Source organism: Amycolatopsis sp. NPDC104587 (genome assembly GCF_055583645.1).
In genome coordinates this window covers 374906-392826 of record NZ_JBVJNO010000003.1, presented here as the reverse complement: position 1 = coordinate 392826, position 17921 = coordinate 374906, and the positions used below count along the sequence as shown (strand labels likewise).

Genomic DNA, 17921 nt, shown 5'->3' with positions numbered 1-17921 from the left:
ACCGAGCTTCGCCCTGGGGCAGGCCATCGAGGTCGCTGTGCTGCTCGAACGACCTGCCGGGCCGGCTGGCTCTCAGTCGCGGAGGAACTTCTCCGGCCGGCGCCACGCGTCGATCAGGCCCAGCGGGTCCGGGCGCAGCAGCGACGCCGCCGAGTACAGGCTCGCCACCACGACCAGGGCGATGAACCACCAGTCGTAGAGGGCCTGCTCGCCCGTCGGGTAGTAGACCAGCGTCACGAACACCGAGACCGCCACCACGAGCGCCAAGTGACGCGGTTGCCACTTGAACGCCGACAGGAGCACAAAACCCCAGGTCAGGTACCACGGCAGGGTGGGCGGCATGAGGATCGCCACCGCGAGCAGCGAGATCCCGGCGCGGTAGACGGCTTCGGTGCCGCCGCCGCGGCCGAGCCACCACTGGCGGATGCCGAAGCCGATCAGCAGGAGCATGCCGGCCGCGCGGGCGACCGTGACGAACGGGGACACCTGGACGTCCACCACGAGGTGGACCAGGTTGTAGAACACCTCGCCGATGCCGGTGGGGATGTTCAGCCAGTTGGCGATGAGCTGCGGGGCCTTGAGCCCGGACCACCAGCCGAGGTTGAGCGAGCCGAGCGAGATCCACGTGCCGGCGACGAACACCGGCAGGAACAGCCCGACCGACGCCGCTCCGGCGCGCAGGAAGTTGCGGACCTTCGACTCGCCGACCAGGTGGTTGGCCCACATCCAGACGATGAACGGCAGCGCGATCGCGGCCGTCGGCTTGATCAGCATGCCGATCGTGACCAGGACGACCGCGACGACGTGCTTCTTCTCCAGGGCGGCGAGGACGCCGATGGTGAGGAACGCGAGCATCATCAGGTCGTTGTGCGGGCCGCCGAAGAGGTGGATGACCATCATCGGGCTGGCGACCGCGAGCCACAGCGCGACCGGGAGCTTGCCGCCGAGGTGCTTGACCAGCCGCGGCAGCGCCCACAGCGTGCCCGCGAGCCCCACCAGCAGCACGAGGCGCATGAGGATGACGCCGAGGATCATGTTGTCGCCGCTGACCGAGACGACGCCCTTGGAGATCAGCAGGAACAGCGGCCCGTACGGCGCCGGGGTGGTCTGCCAGAGCGGGTGGACGTTCTGCACGACGTTCGGCAGGACGTCGAGCTCGGCGGGGCCGTTGGCGTACGGGTCGAGCCCGTAGAGCAGCTGGGCGCCCTGGCCGAGGTAGGAGAAGACGTCGCGGGTGAACAGCGGCGGCGAGACCAGCAGCGGGGCCATCCAGCAGCCGGCGGCGACCAGGATGGGGCGGCTGCCGATGCGGCCGGCGAGCACGTAGCGGCCGAGCCGGACCCAGGCCCAGACGACGAGGCCGAAGCCGGTGTAGAGGACGGCGTTGGCGAGCATGCGCCCGTGGCCGTAGCGGATCCACGAGATCGGGCCGTGGCCGAGCACGGGGTCCTTGATCAGGATGCCGCCGGCGCCGAAGGCGGCGAGCATGAGCAGGGTGCTCCCGACCGTGCCCATCGCGATCGTGCGGTACGGGAATCGCGAAGGCGTGAGGAGCCGCTCGGCCAGTCCGGTCGAGGGCTTCTGCGCGGGGTCGGTGGTGGTCGCCATTTCCGTTCGGAGGTTACACACTGCGCTCGGGCGGGGTTCCCGCAGCGTCAGGTTTCGACGGTCCGGCGCTGGGCGGTGCCGCCGGGCAGGGCGGCCAGCAGGGACTTCGTGTACTCGTGCCGCGGGTCGAGCAGGACCTGTTCCACCGTCCCGGTTTCGACGAGCTCGCCGCGGTACATCACGGCGACGCGGTCGGCGATGTTCCAGGCCAGGCCGAGGTCGTGGGTGATCACCAGCGCGGCGAGGCCGAGCTCGCGGCGCAGCCGCAGCAGCAGCCCCAGAATCTCGCCGCGCACGGACGCGTCGAGGGAGGCGACCGGCTCGTCGGCCACCACCACCGACGGCTCGAGCGCCAGTGCCCCGGCGATGACGACGCGCTGGCGCTGCCCGCCGGAGAGCTGGTGCGGGAGCCGGTCGGCGTACTTCTCCGCCGGCCGCAGCTCCGCGGCCTCCAGGGCCCGGTGGACGACCGCGCGCTCGTCGGCCAGCTTGTGGATGCGGGGGCCTTCGGCGACGGCCTCGTAGACGGTGTGGGCCGGGTTGAGCGCGCTGGTGGGGTCCTGCAGGACCAGCTGCACCTGACGGCGGTAGGCCTTGAGCCCGGCGCCGCCGGTGGGCACCGGGTCCCCGGCGTAGCGGACCACGCCGGAGTCGGGTTTCTGCAGGCCGAGCAGGGTGCGGGCGAGCGTGGTCTTGCCGGAGCCGGACTGGCCGACCAGGGCGACGATCTCGTCGCGCGCCACCGTGAGGTCGACCCCGGCGACGGCGTTGATGCGCTTGCCGGTGCGGTCCCGGAAGGACACGCGCAGGTTCTCCGCGGCCAGCAGCGGCTCGCCCGCCACCCGCTCCGCCGGTTCGGGCGGCAGCGGGGTGCTGGTGGCCGGGGCGAAGCGCGACACCGGGTCGCCGACGGTCGGGAACGCCGCGGCGAGCGCCCGGGTGTGCTCGTGCCGGGGCGAGCCCATCACGTCGGCGCTGGGGCCCTCCTCGACGATCTGCCCGTCGTACATCACCGCGATGCGCTTGCAGGTGGCGGCGAGCACCGACAGGTCGTGGCTGATCATGATCAGGCCGATGTCCTGTTCGGCGACCAGCCTCGAGAGCAGGTCGAGGACCTGGGCCTGGACGATGACGTCGAGGGCGGTGGTCGGCTCGTCGGCGATGATCAGCCGGGGCGAGCAGGCCAGGGCCATCGCGATCATGACGCGCTGCTTCTGCCCGCCGGAGAGCTCGTGGGGGTAGGCGCCGGCGCGGCTCGGCGGCAGGTCGACCTGGGTGAGCAGCTCGGCGACCCGCGCGTCGACAGCGGCGTCGGTGAGCGCCTTGCCGCCTTCGGGCGGGTGCAGCCGCAGGGGCTCGGCGATCTGGTCGCCGATTTTGCGGACCGGGTTGAGCGCGTGCATGGCGCCCTGGAAGACCACCGACGCCTCGGCCCAGCGGACCGCGCGCAGGCGGCCCCACTTCATGGCGGTGACGTCTTCGCCGTCGAGGAGGATCTCGCCGCTGATCTTCGCGGTGCGGGGCAGCAGCCGCAGGACGCTCATCGCGACCGTGGACTTGCCCGAGCCCGACTCCCCCGCGATGCCGAGGGTGCCGCCGGGGTCGAGGCCGAGGGTGACGCCGCGGACGGCGGGGATGTCCTGCTCGCCGACGGTGTAGGTGACGGTCAGGTCGTTGAGCTGCAGCAGCGGGGTGGTCACTTCTTCAACCTCGGGTTGAGCACGGTCTCCAGGCCCCGGCCGACCAGGGTGAAGAAGAGGACGACGAGGACGATCGCGATGCCGGGCGGGAGCACGTTCCACCACGCGCCGCGGCTGATGGCGCCGTTGTTGAGGGCGTTCTCCAGCACCAGGCCCCAGGTGACGGAGTTGGGGTCGCCGACGCCGAGGAACGACAGGGTGGCGTCGGCGATGACGGCGTTGCCGACGACGAGGGTGGTGTTGGCCAGCACGAGCGGCATCACGCCGGGCAGGACGTGCTTGCCGATGACGTGCAGGTGACCGCCGCCGAGGGCGTGGGCGCGCTCGATGTACGGGCGGCTCTCGATGGTCAGCGTCTGGGCGCGGACCAGGCGGGCGGTGCTGGGCCACGCGGTCAGGCCGATCGCGACGATGATCGTGCCGACGCCCTTGGGCAGCACCGCCGAGAGGGCGATCGCCAGGATGAGCGAGGGCAGGACGAGGAAGAAGTCGGTGAACCGCAGCAGCGTCGCCGACACCCAGCCGCCGAAGTGCGCGGCGGTGATGCCGATGACGGTGCCGATGACGACCGACAGCAGCGCCGCCGAGAACCCGACGAGCAGGGAGATCCGGCTGCCCCAGATCGTCATGAGCAGCACCGACCGGCCGAAGTTGTCGGTGCCGAGCCAGTAGTCGCCGGTGGGCGGGCTGAGCGGCTGCCCGGCCGCCTTGGTGACGTCGAGGCCGCTTTCGTCGCTGATCAGCGGCAGCAGCAGCGCGACGACCACGGTGGCGGCGAGCAGCACCAGCCCGATGAGCGCGGCGCGCTGGGAGGCGAACTCGCGCCAAGTCCGGGCGAGCGACGCGCGGCGGCGGCTCCAGGCGATCTGCCGCGGGGTCTCGGCGGTGGTCATGAGGTACGCACCCTGGGGTCGAGCACGCGGTAGAGCAGCTCCGCGAGCAGGTTCATCAGCACCACCGCGCTCGCCAGCACGGTGAACACGCCCTGCAGCACCGGCAGGTCGGGGCCGTGCAGCGCGTCGTAGGTCAGCTGGCCGAGGCCGGGCCAGCTGAACACGGCTTCGACGGTGACCGCGCCGGCCACGACCTGGCCGAACTGCATGAACACCAGCGTGGTGGTCGGCAGCAGGGCGTTGGGGACGGCGTGGCGGCGGCGCACGAGGTCGTCGCGCAGCCCCTTCGCGCGGGCGGTGGTGAGGTAGTCGGCGTTCATCTCCCCCAGCAGTGACGACCGCATGATCAGCATGTACTGGGCGTAGAACACCGCCAGCAGCGTCACGCACGGCAGCACCAGGTGGTGCAGGACGTCGACGGTCTGGGAAAGCACGTCCGGTGCGGCGTCCGGGGAGTGCATGCCGCGGCTGGGGAACAGGCCGCCGGTGACCACGAGCAGCATCAGGCCGAGCCAGAACTGCGGCACCGACCACAGCGTGAGCGCGATGCCGGTCTGGGCGCGGTCGAAGAAGCTGTCGCGGCGCCAGGCGGCGCGGATGCCCAGCCACAGGCCGATGAGGACGGCGAGGATGGTGGCGCTGCCGACGAGCAGGATGGTCGGCCAGAGCCGTTCGCCGATCATGTCCGCGACCGGGCGGCCGTTGTTGAGCAGCCGGGACTCGCCGAGGTCGCCGTGCAGCAGGTTCCAGAAGTACTGGCCGAACTGGACGAAGATGGGCTTGTCGACGCCCATCTTCTCGCGCAGCTCGGCGATCTGCTGGGGGCTGGTGGCGCGGTCGCGGGTCATGGCGGCGACCGGGTCGCCGGGCAGCATGCGGAAGAGGAAGAAGAACAGCACGACCACCAGCACGATGCTGATGACGGCTTCGAGGAGCTTCCGGAGGAAGAACCGGCCGGCGCCGGTCCCGCCGCGGTGCTCGTCGGGGTCGACGAGCACCGCGGCCTGGTCGGGCATGGTCATGTGCTGCTACTCGCGATCTTCCGCCGTCTTGCCGCGGCGGCTGAGCACCACGCCGCCGGCGACGAGGACCACCACCACGACCGCGCCGATGACGATCCACAGCACGGTGCTGCCGGACCCGGAGTCCGCGGCCGCCTCGGTGCCGGCCGGGGTGGCGCCGTAGACGCCCCAGTAGCCGGACTGCTCGAGGATCGCGCCCTTGGGCTGGGGCTGGGTGGTGAAGGCGGAGAACTTGTCGGAGCGGTAGGCCTCGAGCGTGTTCTGGTAGTCCAGCACGATCGTCGGGTACTGGCTGTAGAGCCGGGCCTGGGCCTGCTTGACGTAGTCCGCGCGCTTCGTGTTGTCGGTTTCGGTGAGCTGCTTGTGGTAGAGGTCGTCGTACTGGGCGTCGCAGAAGAACGTGTCGGTGCTGCCGCCCTTGCCGTCGGCGCTGGGCCGCGCGGCGCAGGTGTGCAGCGACAGCGCGTAGTCCGGGTCGGGGCTGGTGCCGTAGCCGCCGATGGCCAGGTCGTACTTGCCGGTCTGGGTGCGGTCGGACAGCTCGTCGTCGGAGACGAGGTCCTGCTTGACGGTGATGCCGACGTCCTTGAGCCAGCCGGTGACGTACTGGGCGACACCCTGGTCGTAGCTGCGGTTGGAGTGCCCGGTCAGGCGCAGTTCCAGCTTCGCGCCGCCGGGAGCGGTCCGGACGCCGTCGGGGCCCTTCTTGTAGCCGGCCTGCTCGAGCGTGGCGTTGGCGGCGGCGAGGTCGAACTTGACCTTCTCGGTGTCGCTCGGGTCCCAGTGGTAGGCGCTGTAGATGGGCGGGACGACCCCGCCGCCGACCTGGCCGAGGCCCTTGAGCACCTTGTCCACCAGCGCCTGGGTGTCGACGGCCTGGATGATCGCCTTGCGGACGTTGAGGTCCTTGAGGACCGGGTTGCCGTCACCGATGGGGTTGTTGGAGCTGTCGGTGACGCCGAAGTTGATCGAGAGCTCGTCGTAGCGGCGGCCGGGGGCGGCGTTGGTGGTGATGCCCTCCTGGCCCTGCAGCGCGGCGTACTGGTTGGGGTTGAGCCGGTTGATGACGTCGACTTCGCCCTGCTTGAGCGCGTTGACCGCGGCCTCGGTGTCCTTGAACTGCAGCAGCTGCAGTTCGTCGACCTTCGGCGCGCCGCGCCAGTAGTCCTTGTTGGCCTTGAGCTTGACGTACTCGTTCTGCTTGTACTCGGTGACCTGGTAGGGGCCGTCGGAGACGCCCACGACCTTGAGGTCGTCGGTGCCGGGGGCCTTGAGGTCGGTGAGCCCTTCCCAGACGTGCTGGGGCACGATCGGCACGTCGAGCAGGTTCATGTTGACCTGCACGGTCTTGGTCTTGATGACGAGGGTGGTGTCGTCGGGGGCGGTGACCGTCTCGAAGTTGCCCACGTAGTTGCCGTTGGCGGTGCGGGCGTTCTCGTCGGTGAGCATGCGGTTGAAGGTGAACGCCGCGTCCTTGGCGGTGACCGGCTGCCCGTCGCTCCACTTGACGCCGCTGCGGATCTTGAACGTCCACGTCAGCTTGTCGGGTGACGGCGTCCAGGACTCGGCGAGGGCGGGCGAGGCCTCGGCCTTCGCCGCGTCCGGGATGGTGAGGAACTCGTAGACGAAGCGGCCGACCTGGGTGGAGGCGGCGAGCACGGCGGTGAACGGGTTCAGGTGGTCGATGCCGGTGGTCAGCGCGACCCGCAGCACCTTGCCCTGCTGGGCCTGGGCGGGGACGGCGAGCGGGATCGCCGCCAGCGTCGCGGCCGCGACGACCGCGCCCACGCGGCCGAACCGCCCGATTCTGCGTTGGAAATGCACCAAAAACCACCCCATCGTTCTCGCTGTGAGCCTCCCCAAGGACGAGAAGTAACCACATACCCGGACAACCGCGCAATATGTCGCCACCTCGGCAGGTGTCCGATCGTTATCGATCGTGACCGGTGACGCACCGTGATCACCCCGGTCCCGGCCGGGACCGGGGCGGCGTGGCTAGAGTGCCGGGCATGCGCATCATGATCTCGGCGGACATGGAGGGCGCCACCGGCGTCACGTGGACCGACGACGTCGTGCCCGGTTCGCCGCAGTGGGACCGCTTCCGGCGGCTGTTCACCGGCGACGTCAACGCCGTGCTGGCCGGGCTGTTCGAGGCCGGGGCCGGTGACGTGCTGGTCAACGAAGCGCATTCCTCCCAGCGGAACCTGCTGCTGGAAGAGCTCGACCCGCGGGCGCGGATGCTGACCGGGCGGCACAAGCCGTTGTCGATGATGCAGGGGATCGACTCCGGTGTGGACGGTGTGGTGTTCCTCGGCTACCACGCGGGCGCCGGGTTCGACGGCGTCCTTTCCCACACGTACCTGGAGAACCAGATCACCGGGGTGTGGCTGGACGACGTCCCCGCGAGCGAAGGCCGGCTGAACGCGGCGATGGCCGCGGAGTACGGCGTCCCCGTCCTGCTCGTTTCGGGTGACGACAAAACGTGTGACGACGCCCGCGACTACGCACCGGAAGCGGAGCTGGTCCAGGTGAAGGAGTGCGTGAGCCGGTACGCGGCGATCTGCCTGCCGCCCGCGCGCACGGCGGACCTGCTGACCGGCGCGGCGGCCGACGCGATGACCCGCGCCGGACGGGAGGAACGGCAGGTCGGGCCGCACCGGATCGAGGTCGAGTTCGACGCCAGCCACCTCGCGCAGGCTACGGCGGTGATCCCGACGGTGGAGCAGATCGGCGTCCGCCGGGTCGGGTTCGACGCGGTGGACATGACCGAGGCGATGAAGGCGTTCAAGGTCGTCACGGCGATCGCGGCGGGGGCGGTGCAGGGCATCTATGGCTGACGTCGTCGAGCTGTGCGCGGACCTGATCCGGTTCGACACGACCAACCGCGGCGGGAACGACGCCGAGCCCGAACGCCCGGCCGCGGAGTACGTGGCGGCGTTCCTGGACGGCCTAGGCATCCCGTCGGAGATCTTCGAAGCCGCGCCCGGCCGGGCCAGCGTGATCGCGCGGGTGCCCGGCGCCGATCCTTCGCTGCCGGCGCTGCTGGTGCAGGGGCACCTCGACGTCGTCCCGGCGGACGCCGCGGACTGGTCGGTGCCGCCGTTCGCCGGCGAGGTCCGCGACGGCTGCCTGTGGGGCCGCGGCGCGACCGACATGAAGGACTTCGTGGCGATGGTGCTGGCCGCCCTCGCCGGCGGGGTGCGGCCCCGGCGTGACCTCGTGCTGGCGTTCGTCGCCGACGAGGAGGACCGCGGCGAGTGGGGCGCGCACTGGCTGGTCGCCGAGCACCCGGAGCTGTTCGAAGGCTGCGCGGCGGCGATCAGCGAGTCGGGTGGCTACACCTACCACGTGCCGGCGGCGGACGGGCGGGACGTGCACCTGTACCCGGTCGGGACGGCCGAGCGCGGGACGGCGCACCTGCGGCTGACCGCGCGGGGCCGCGCCGGTCACGGTTCGCGGCCCAACGACGAGAACGCCGTCACCCGGCTCGTGGGCGCGCTGCACCGGATCGCCGCGCACCGCTGGCCGGTTTCGCTGACGCCGACGGTGCAGGCGTTCCTGGAGCGGACCGGCGCGGCGCTGGGGGTGCCGGTGGATCTGTCCGACGAGAACGCAGTGGACGCGACGGTCGCCGCGCTGGGCCCGGCGGGCTCGCTCGTGGTGCCGACGGTCCGCACCAGCACCACCCCGACGATGCTCGACGCGGGGTACAAGGTGAACGTGATCCCGTCGACGGCGACCGCGCAGGTGGACGTCCGGGTGCTGCCGGGCACCGAAGAGGAGCTGTTCGCGACGCTGGACGGGTTGCTCGGTGAGGACGTGACGCGGGAGTTCGTCGCGCACCAGCCGCCGGTGCAGGCGCCGGTGGACTCGCCGTGGTTCGACTCGATGGCCGCCGCGCTGCGGGCGGAGGACCCCGAAGCCGTGGTGGTCCCGTACTGCCTGGGTGGTGGCACGGACGCGAAGGCGTTCGCCCAGCTGGGGATCGACAACTACGGCTTCGCGCCGCTGTGGCTGCCGAAGGGCTTCCCGTACCGGGCGATGGCGCACGGGGTGGACGAGCGGGTGCCGGTGGCGGGCCTGCACTTCGGCACCCGCGTGCTGTCCCGGTTCCTCGAAAGCTGTTAGGGCACCACGACCACCTTGCCGGCGGCCTGGTCGGCCTCCATGTGGTGGTGGGCTTCGGCGATGTCGTCCAAGGCGAAGACGCGGTCGAGGTTGGGCCGGTACACCCCTGCCTCGACTTCGCGGAAGACACGCTGCAGCACGGCTTCGCCCGCGCTGCCTTTGAGGTCGTCGCTGTGGAAGGCCGTGAGCTTGGTGCCCGAGGGGATCTTCGTGATCGGTTCGAAGTCCGGGACGACCCAGCCGCTGAGCGAGCCCGCCACGCACACCGTGCCGCCGCGGCGGACCAGGCGCAGTGAATCCGCGGCGGTGTCCGCGCCGATGAGGTCGAGCACGTGGTCCGGGCCGCCGGGCCAGAGCCCGCGCACCTTCTCCGCGAGTGGCTGCCCGTCTTCGACGAGCACGTGACCGGCACCGGCGGCGGTCAGCGCGGCGGCTTTGCCGGGCCGTCGGGTGGTGGCGGCGGTCTCGACGCCGTGGCCCGCCGCGATCGACGCGGCGGCCATGCCCACCGACGACGTCCCGCCGCGGACCAGCAGCCGCTGTCCTGAGTGGACACCCAACGTGTCGAGGGCGCCTTGGGCGGTCAGGTAGGTCTCGGGCAGCGCGGCCGCGGTGTCCCAGGGCAGGGTGGTGGTGATCGGCATCAGCAGCGGGTTCGGCAAGAGCGCGTATTCGGCGTATCCGCCGTCGAACGCCCGGCCCATCTCCCCCATCACCGCCGCGACGGTGGTGCCTTCCGGGAGCCGGGGCTCGGTCGAGGCCACCACGACACCGACGCATTCGATCCCGAGCACCCGCGGGAACACCACCGACGGGGAGTGACCCTGGCGGGTCCGCAGCTCCGACCGGTTCAGGCCCGCGCCCTCGACCCGCACCAGGCTCCAGCCCGGGCGGACCACCGGCACCGGCAGCTCCCGGATCTCCAGCACCTCCGGGCCACCCGCCCGGACGCAGACCGCCGCTCGCATCGTTTCGCTCATGCGTCCACTGTCGCCGGACCGGGTGGTGGCGGGCCACCGGTAGAATGCCAGCTTGTGCCCGTTCGCCGCCAACCCGCTCAGGAGTCCCGGCTGTGGCCCTCCGGCGGGGTGCACCTGTGGCCCTCAGGCGAGACGATCCCGGCCCATTCCCACTCGCGCGGGCACCTGGTCTACGCGGCTCGCGGGGTCCTGTCGGTGCACACCGGGCGCGGCACGTCGATCGTGCCCGCCAACCGGGTCGCCTGGACCCCGGCCGGGGTCACCCACCACCACCGCGCGCACGGCCACACCGACATGCGGATCGTGTTCCTGCCCGCGTCTCTCGCTCGGCTGGTGCCGGATCACCCGGCCGTGTTCACCGCATCGGACCTCGCCCGCGAGCTCGTGCTCACCCTCACCGGTCCGGACGAGCCCGGCCGGGCCGCGAGCGCCCGGCTTCGCCGGGTCTTGGTCGATCAGCTGCAGGAGGCCCGTGAACAGCCGCTGCACCTGCCCGAACCGCGCGACGACCGGTTGCGGGCCGTCGCGCGGGTGCTCTACGAGAACCCCGGCGACACCACGTCGCTGGCCGAGCTGGGGCGGGCGGCCGGAGCGAGTGCCCGCACGCTGAGCCGGCTCTTCCACGACGAGCTGGGCATGACCTTCTACGAGTGGCGCACGCAGCTGCGCGTCGGCCACGCGCTGGTGCTGCTCGCCGACGGCCACGACACCACGCACGTCGCCCACGCCTGCGGGTGGGCGAACCCGAGCCACTTCATCACGGCGTTCACCGCGGTCGTGGGCACGACGCCCGGCCGGCACCGGGCCGGGGTCAGCGGGTGAAGGTCGCCCAGTAGCGGAGTCCGTCGTGGATGGTCTCCAGGCTGAGCAGCCGGACGCCGTCCTGGGCGACGGACTCGATCTCGGCGCGGCTGAACGGCCACGGCGGGCCCGGCGCGGGTTCGACGTTCTCCTCGGCCACCTCGGAGACCAGCATCGTGCCGCCCGGGGCGAGGAACCCGGCCAGCGAGGTGATCGCGGCCGCCCGGAAGTCGCGGGGCATCGCCTGGATGTTGATGATCTCCACGACCAGGTCGAACGCCTGCCGCCACTCCCCCGGCGGCGTCAGCAGGTCCGCCACCACGTAGTCCACTGTGGACTCCGGGAAGCGCGCCCTGGTGGCTTCGACCGCGGTCGGGGCGACGTCGAACGCCGTCACGGCCCAGCCCGCCGAGGACAGCAGTTCGGCGTCGTCGCCGAGGGCGCTGCCGACGACCAGCGCACGGCGGCCTTCGCCGGGACGCAGCCAGCCGGCGAGGGCGGCGTTCGGCTTGCCGCGGGTCCACGGGACGTCGGTTTCGCCGCGGGCGGCGGCGGTGTAGAGCTGCTCGAACCACCCGGTCGGGTTGCCTTCGGCAAGCGAGGCGCGGGCGAGGACACGGTCGGCGGGTTCCGGTGTCGGCATGATCCCGACCTTAGCGACGACGGTGGCCGCGCGAGAACGGTTTACGGCGCGACCGGGCCCGGGGTGTCGTAGAGCCCGTCGCCCGCCCAGTCGAAGACGTCGTGGGCCGGGGTGGCCGGCGGCGCGGGGTGGAAGTTCGCGGCGTCGTCGATGCTGCCGGCGCCGTTGTAGACCGCGCGTTGCGGGTACGGGTAGACCGGCCGGGTCCGGGTGACGTTCCCCGCTGTGTCACGGCCGGTCGCGGTCACCACCTGGGGTGCGGTGCCGTGCTCCACCCAGGCGACCAGCTCCCGCAGCGGGTCGAATGCGGTGAGCGTCGTGCCGCCGCCGCAGTGGTAGAGCGCGGGGACCATGAACAGCCGTGCCCACTGCTGGGTGGCGGCCGCGCCGCCGGAGCGGGCGGTGAGGCGCTGGTAGTAGTCGACGGTGCCGGTCGGCGGGATCGCCTGGTCGGCCCAGCCGTGCCAGAGCAGGAGCTTGCCGCCGCGCTGCCGGAACGCCGAGAGGTCGAGGCTCAGCGCGTTGGAGCGGACGGCGGCCGGGGTGAGCCGGTCGAACTCGCTCCGGGTGAAGGCGAAGCTGTCGACCGTGGACGCCGGCGCGCCGATCGGGTAGCCGAGGTAGCGCAGGTAGTTGTCGGCGAGGCTGCGCGCGACGGGGACTCCGCCGGTGTCGGGTTCGCCGATGATCCACCGCGCCCAGGCCGGCTCGGAGCCGGGCTGCTCACCGCCCGGGTAGAGCGGGGTGCCGTCGGTGTCGGTGGGCGGCGAGTAGAGCCGGCGGGTCGCGGCGACCTGGGCCGGGGTGAGGCACGCGGGGGTGTCGGCGCCGGGCGGGCAGGTCAGCGTCGCCGGGTCGAAGCGGCAGGCGCGGGGGTCGTCGAGCTGTCCGTCGGTGAGCCCGTCGAGACCGTCGCAGGCGGCGAGGACGGCGTGGTGCAGGGCGGGCAGCTTCGCGGCGGTGAGGATCGGACGGCCGTCGGCGGCGGTGTTGGCGCGGGCGAGCCAGGCCTGGAACTCCAGCCGTGGGGTCCAGGGGGCGCCGGCGGTGATGCCGTCGAAGTCGGCCGGGTACCGCTGGGCCAGCAGCAGGCCCTCGCGGCCGCCGTCGGAGCAGCCGGTGAAGTAGGACTTGAGCGGCGGGGCGCCGTAGAACGCCTGGATGACGGCCTTGGCGGCGCGGGAGACGACGTGCGGGGCGCGGAAGTCGAAGTCGTCGCGGGCGGCCTGGTCGGTCGCTCCCCAGCTGCCGTCGTCGGTGACGCCGGGGGTGCGGCCGGTGTGGCCGTCGTCGGTGGCCGCGACCGCGACGTCCCCGCCGTGGGGCAGGCCGCAGTCGGCGAAGGCGGGCGGGGCGACCAGGCCGCAGAAGCTGCTGCAGCCGTACTGCAGGTAGCGGCCGGTGTAGGTCTTGGTGGGCAGGCGCAGGTCGAAGCGGACGGCGGGGTCGACGTAGCCCTGGACGTCGCAGTACTCGGGGCCGGCGCCGGTGACGACGGCGGCCGAGGTGACGTGCGTGGCGGCGCCGGGCAGGGGGTAGCCGCGCACGAGGCCGGCGCAGGTGGCGACCGGGCGGACGGCGGCGGATGTCGCGGCGGTGACGGCCGCGGGCGCGGACCCGGCGGCGAGGCCGAGGACAACAACGGCGACGAGGATCCGGACGGTTCTCATCGGGGGGCCTTCACCTCCGTTGTCCAGTTCTGGCCAGGTTTGGCGGCCGGTCTTGACATCGATGTCACCCGCGCGTTTCGCTTCCTGGGCGCCGCCGGTCCCCCGTCCGTCGGTCCCCCGTTCACCCTCCAGAGCTTGGAGCAACGATGCCCCGAAGCGCCAGACCGCCGGTTGCTCTCTTGGTGACCGCCGCCGTGGTCGCCGCCGGCCTGGTCGCCCTCCCCGCGGCCTCGTCCGCCGCCGAAGACGCCTTGCCCGCCGATTTTTCGTCCTCGTTCGAACCCGGGGACACGCAGCCGACCTGGACCGACACGGTCGACACCGACGCCGCGGGCAAGCCGCGCGCGGCCGGGGTGAACGGCGCGAACGGCACCGCGATCCCCGGTGACATCCGCGGCAAGGTCACCGAAACGAGCGCAAGCAGCGAGAACACCGACGGCGGCGAGGTCGTGTCGAACCTCGTCGACGGCACCACGGACACGAAGTGGCTGTCCTGGGACCCGACGGCGTGGGCGCAGATCTCGCTGTCGGAACCCACGTCGATCACGCACTACGCGCTGTCGTCGGCCAACGACTTCGACAACCGCGACCCGAAGGACTGGACGCTGCAGGGCTCGAACGACGCCCTCGCCTGGACCGACGTGGACAAGCAGGCCGACCAGGCGTTCACCGCGCGGTTCCAGCAGAAGGACTACAAGCTGGCCGCGCCGACCGCGGCGTACAAGTACTTCCGGCTGAACGTGACCCGCAACAACGGCGGGGACATCCTGCAGCTGTCGGAGCTGCTGCTGGCCAACGACGACCCGGCGCCGCCGCCGCTGCCGAACATGCGCAGCTTCACCGACTCCGGCCCGACCAGCGGGTACACGAGCAAGAACCGCGTCGGCTACACCGGGCTCAAGGCGTTCCGCTACTCCGGCACGCAGACCGCCGCGCACGGCTGGTCGTACAACAAGATCTTCGACGTGAACGTGCCGGTCGTGGCCTCGACCGAGCTGTCGTACAAGGTGCAGCCGCAGTTCATCACCGGCGACCTGAAGTACCCGAGCACGAACGTCGCGATCGACCTGGCCTTCACCGACGGCACCTACCTGCGCAACCTCGGCGCGACCGACCAGTACGGCTTCCCGCTGACCCCGGAGGGCCAGGGCGCCTCGAAGGTGCTCTACGCCAACCAGTGGAACCTGGTGCGCTCGGCGATCGGGCAGGTCGCCAAGGGCAAGACGATCGACCGGATCCTCGTCGGCTACGACAACCCGAACGGCCCGGGCTCGCTGCAGGGCTGGCTGGACGACGTGAAGGTGTCGGCGACCCCGACGCCGCCGGCGAGCACCCGCCCGAGCGACAACGTGGTCACCACGCGGGGCACGATGGCCAACAGCACGTTCTCCCGGGGCAACAACTTCCCGGCCACGGCGGTGCCGCACGGGTTCAACTTCTGGACCCCGGTCACCGACGCCGGCTCGGGCAGCTGGCTCTACAACTACAGCACCCAGAACAACGCGCAGAACCTCCCGCAGCTGCAGGCGTTCAGCGTGAGCCACGAGCCGAGTCCGTGGATGGGTGACCGGCAGGCGTTCCAGGTGATGCCGTCCGCGGCCGCCGGGGTGCCCGACGCCAACCGCGACAAGCGGGCGCTGGCCTTCAAGCACAGCGACGAGGTCGCGCGGGCGCACTACTACGGGGTGCAGTTCCAGAACGGGATCAAGACCGAGATCGCGCCGACCGACCACGCGGCGATGATGAAGTTCTCCTTCCCGGGCGCGGACTCGAGCCTGATCTTCGACAGCGTCAACAACTCGGCCGGGCTCACGCTCGACACCGCCACCGGCACGCTCTCGGGCTACACCGAGACCAACGTGTACGCCGGTGCCGGCCGGATGTTCGTCTACGCGACGTTCGACAAGCCCGTCACCGCCGGGGGCAAGCTGACCGGTCAGGGCCGCGACAACGTCACCGGGTACCTGCGGTTCGACGCAGGCGCCGACAAGACGGTGAACATGAAGATCGCGACGTCGCTGATCAGCGTCGACCAGGCCAAGAAGAACCTGGCGATGGAGATCGCGCCGGCCGCGACGTTCGACACCGTGCGCGACGCCGCGCAGAAGGCGTGGGACGACCAGCTGAAGGTGATCGAGGTCGAGGGCGCGTCGAAGGACCAGCTCACGACGCTCTACTCGAACCTGTACCGGCTGTTCCTGTACCCGAACTCGCAGTTCGAGAACACCGGCACCGCCGACAAGCCCGCGTACAAGTACGCGAGCCCCGTGTCGCCGAAGACCGGCGCGGACACCGTGACCCAGACCGGGTCGAAGGTGGTCGACGGCCAGATGTACGTCAACAACGGCTTCTGGGACACCTACCGCACGACGTGGCCGGCGTACTCGCTGCTCACGCCGGACATGGCCGGGAAGATGGTCGACGGGTTCGTGCAGCAGTACCGCGACGGCGGCTGGATCGCGCGCTGGTCCTCCCCCGGTTACGCGGACCTGATGACCGGCACGAGCTCCGACGTCGCGTTCGCCGACGCCTACCTCAAGGGCGTCAAGAACTTCGACGTGAAGTCGGCTTACGACGCGGCGGTGAAGAACGCCACGGTCACCCCGCCGAACTCGGCGGTCGGGCGCAAGGGCCTGGACCAGGGCATCTTCCTCGGCTACACGCCCAACACCGCCAGCGAGGGCTTCTCGTGGGCGATCGAGGGCTACGTCAACGACTTCGGCATCGCCAACCTGTCGAAGAAGCTAGCCGACGAAGCCGCGCCGAACGACCCGCGCAAGGCGGAGTACCAGGAGAACTACACGTACTTCACCAGCCGCGCCCAGCAGTACGTCAACCTGTTCGACCCGAGCACCGGGTTCTTCCAGGGCAAGGACGCGAACGGCAAGTTCACCAAGACCAAGGACCAGTACGACCCGCGCTCGTGGGGCGGGGACTACACCGAGACCGACGGCTGGGGCATGGCCTTCACCGTGCCGCAGGACGGCAAGGGCCTGGCCAACCTCTACGGCGGGCAGGCGGGTCTGGCGAACAAGCTCGACCAGTTCTTCGCCGACCAGGAGACCGCCAACTACCCGGGTTCCTACGGCGGCGTGATCCACGAGATGCGGGAGGCGCGGGACGTGCGGATGGGCCAGTACGGCCACTCCAACCAGCCGGCGCACCACCTGCTCTACATGTACGACTACGCGGGTCAGCCGGCGAAGACGCAGGCGAAGGTCCGTGAGGCGCTCTCGCGGCTCTACAACGGCGCCGAGATCGGCCAGGGCTACGCCGGCGACGAGGACAACGGCGAGATGTCCGCGTGGTACATCTTCAGCGCGCTGGGCTTCTACCCGCTGCAGATGGGCAGCCCCAACTACGCCATCGGGTCGCCGCTGTTCAAGAAGGCGACGATCCACCTGGCCGGTGGCAAGAACCTGGTGATCAACGCGCCGAAGAACAGCGCGAAGAACGTCTACGTCCAGGGTGTGAAGGTCATCGGCAAGGCGTACTCCTCGACGTCGCTGCCGCAGGACGTCATCGCCAAGGGCGGGACGATCGACTTCGACATGGGCCCGAACCCGTCGAAGTGGGGCACCGGCCCGAACGACGCCCCGACGTCGATCACCACCGGTGACGCCGTCCCGACGCCGCTGCACGACGAGACCGGCGCCGGCAAGGGCACGCTGTCCACTTCGGACGGTTCGAACGCGGGTGCGCTGCTCGACAACACCTCGCGCACGCAGGCCGCCGTCACCGGGGCCGTGCAGTACCAGCTCAACTCGACCGACGAGGCCGTCAGCCACTACACGCTGACGTCCCAGACCGGTGCAGGTGACCCGAAGAGCTGGACGCTGAAGGGCTCCTACGACGGCAAGACGTGGGCGGTGGCCGACCAGCAGACGAACCAGACGTTCAGCTGGCGGCAGCAGACCCGCGCGTTCAAGGTGGCCAACCCGGCGCACTTCGCCTACTACAAGCTCGAAGTGACCGCGACCAGCACTGGCGCGCCGGCACAGCTGGCCGAGTTCGAGCTGCTGGGCCAGCCGGACGCCACCTGCACGAAGACGATCACGGGCGCGTCTTCCGGCCCGCTCACCGTCTCGAGTGGCACGGTGTGCCTGCAGGACGCGACGGTGTCCGGCCCGGTCACCGTGGGCAAGGGCGCGACCCTGATCGTGCGCGGCGGCCAGATCAAGGGCCCGCTCGCCGCGACCGGCGCCGCCCAGGTGGTGCTCAACCGCACGAAGGTGGGCGGCCCGGTGGCGATCACCGGCACGACCGGCACGACGTCGATCGAGCTGACCGATGTCGCCGGCCCGGTCGCGCTGACCGGCAACCACGGGGCGGTGCTCACCTCGAGCAGCGTCGGCGGCCCGCTGGCGTGCGTGGCCAACTCGCCCGCCCCGACGGACTACGACCTCCCGAACACCGTCCGCGGCCCCGCCGCCGGGCAGTGCGCGAAGATCTAGTCCGGTAGGTCCCTGGTGAAGG

12 protein-coding genes are annotated in these 17921 nt (G+C 71.2%); 4 read left to right on the top strand and 8 right to left on the bottom strand.

What is annotated here, in order from left to right:
- Positions 1-72 precede the first annotated feature (72 nt).
- Genes mptB through ACZ61C_RS09820 form a run of 5 tightly spaced genes read right to left on the bottom strand, consistent with a single transcriptional unit; the run spans position 73 to position 7062 of the window.
- Positions 73-1608, bottom strand: a complete 1536-nt coding sequence (gene mptB, locus ACZ61C_RS09840; protein WP_465304873.1) for a polyprenol phosphomannose-dependent alpha 1,6 mannosyltransferase MptB — start codon at positions 1606-1608, stop codon at positions 73-75.
- A 47-nt stretch (positions 1609-1655) separates the two neighbouring features.
- Positions 1656-3308, bottom strand: coding sequence for a nickel ABC transporter ATP-binding protein NikE (gene nikE / locus ACZ61C_RS09835; RefSeq protein ID WP_465304872.1), 1653 nt, complete (start codon positions 3306-3308; stop codon positions 1656-1658).
- Positions 3305-4201 carry an ABC transporter permease gene (locus ACZ61C_RS09830; RefSeq protein ID WP_465304870.1) on the bottom strand — a complete coding sequence of 299 codons (897 nt, stop codon included), beginning with the start codon at positions 4199-4201 and terminating at the stop codon, positions 3305-3307. The genes nikE and ACZ61C_RS09830 overlap by 4 nt, the downstream gene beginning before the upstream one ends.
- Entirely contained in the window at positions 4198-5223 is a 1026-nt protein-coding gene (locus ACZ61C_RS09825) for an ABC transporter permease (protein ID WP_465304868.1), read from the bottom strand. The genes ACZ61C_RS09830 and ACZ61C_RS09825 overlap by 4 nt, the downstream gene beginning before the upstream one ends.
- A 6-nt stretch (positions 5224-5229) precedes the next feature.
- Positions 5230-7062 (bottom strand): ABC transporter substrate-binding protein, encoded by a 1833-nt coding sequence (locus tag ACZ61C_RS09820; protein WP_465304866.1) that lies wholly within the window; start codon positions 7060-7062, stop codon positions 5230-5232.
- A 170-nt stretch (positions 7063-7232) separates the two neighbouring features.
- Here ACZ61C_RS09820 and ACZ61C_RS09815 point away from each other — a divergent pair, with 170 nt between their 5' ends.
- Both ACZ61C_RS09815 and ACZ61C_RS09810 read left to right on the top strand, forming a co-directional pair.
- Entirely contained in the window at positions 7233-8060 is an 828-nt protein-coding gene (locus ACZ61C_RS09815; RefSeq protein ID WP_465304864.1) for a M55 family metallopeptidase, read from the top strand.
- A complete protein-coding gene (locus tag ACZ61C_RS09810; protein ID WP_465304862.1) occupies positions 8053-9351 on the top strand; it encodes a M20/M25/M40 family metallo-hydrolase in 1299 nt (432 codons plus the stop codon). The genes ACZ61C_RS09815 and ACZ61C_RS09810 overlap by 8 nt, the downstream gene beginning before the upstream one ends.
- On the opposite strand, the gene ACZ61C_RS09805 is transcribed toward ACZ61C_RS09810, so the two are convergent.
- Entirely contained in the window at positions 9348-10331 is a 984-nt protein-coding gene (locus ACZ61C_RS09805) for a zinc-binding dehydrogenase (RefSeq protein ID WP_465304860.1), read from the bottom strand. The two genes, ACZ61C_RS09810 and ACZ61C_RS09805, sit on opposite strands and share 4 nt — an antisense overlap.
- A gap of 108 nt (positions 10332-10439) precedes the next feature.
- Here ACZ61C_RS09805 and ACZ61C_RS09800 point away from each other — a divergent pair, with 108 nt between their 5' ends.
- The gene (locus tag ACZ61C_RS09800; RefSeq protein ID WP_465305621.1) at positions 10440-11153 is read left to right on the top strand and encodes an AraC family transcriptional regulator; all 714 of its coding nucleotides are present in this window, start codon (positions 10440-10442) and stop codon (positions 11151-11153) included.
- Here the strand turns inward: ACZ61C_RS09800 and ACZ61C_RS09795 are convergent.
- Together ACZ61C_RS09795 and ACZ61C_RS09790 are read right to left on the bottom strand one after the other, a co-directional pair.
- On the bottom strand, positions 11143-11775 hold the full coding sequence (locus tag ACZ61C_RS09795) for a class I SAM-dependent methyltransferase (RefSeq protein WP_465304858.1): 633 nt from the start codon (positions 11773-11775) through the stop codon (positions 11143-11145). The genes ACZ61C_RS09800 and ACZ61C_RS09795 overlap by 11 nt on opposite strands.
- 41 nt (positions 11776-11816) lie before the next feature.
- Entirely contained in the window at positions 11817-13445 is a 1629-nt protein-coding gene (locus ACZ61C_RS09790) for a tannase/feruloyl esterase family alpha/beta hydrolase (RefSeq protein ID WP_465304856.1), read from the bottom strand.
- A 146-nt stretch (positions 13446-13591) separates the two neighbouring features.
- On the opposite strand from ACZ61C_RS09790, the gene ACZ61C_RS09785 reads away from it, so the two are divergent.
- Positions 13592-17899: a GH92 family glycosyl hydrolase gene (locus ACZ61C_RS09785; protein WP_465304854.1), complete on the top strand. Its 4308-nt coding sequence runs from the start codon at positions 13592-13594 to the stop codon at positions 17897-17899.
- Positions 17900-17921: the final 22 nt, after the last annotated feature.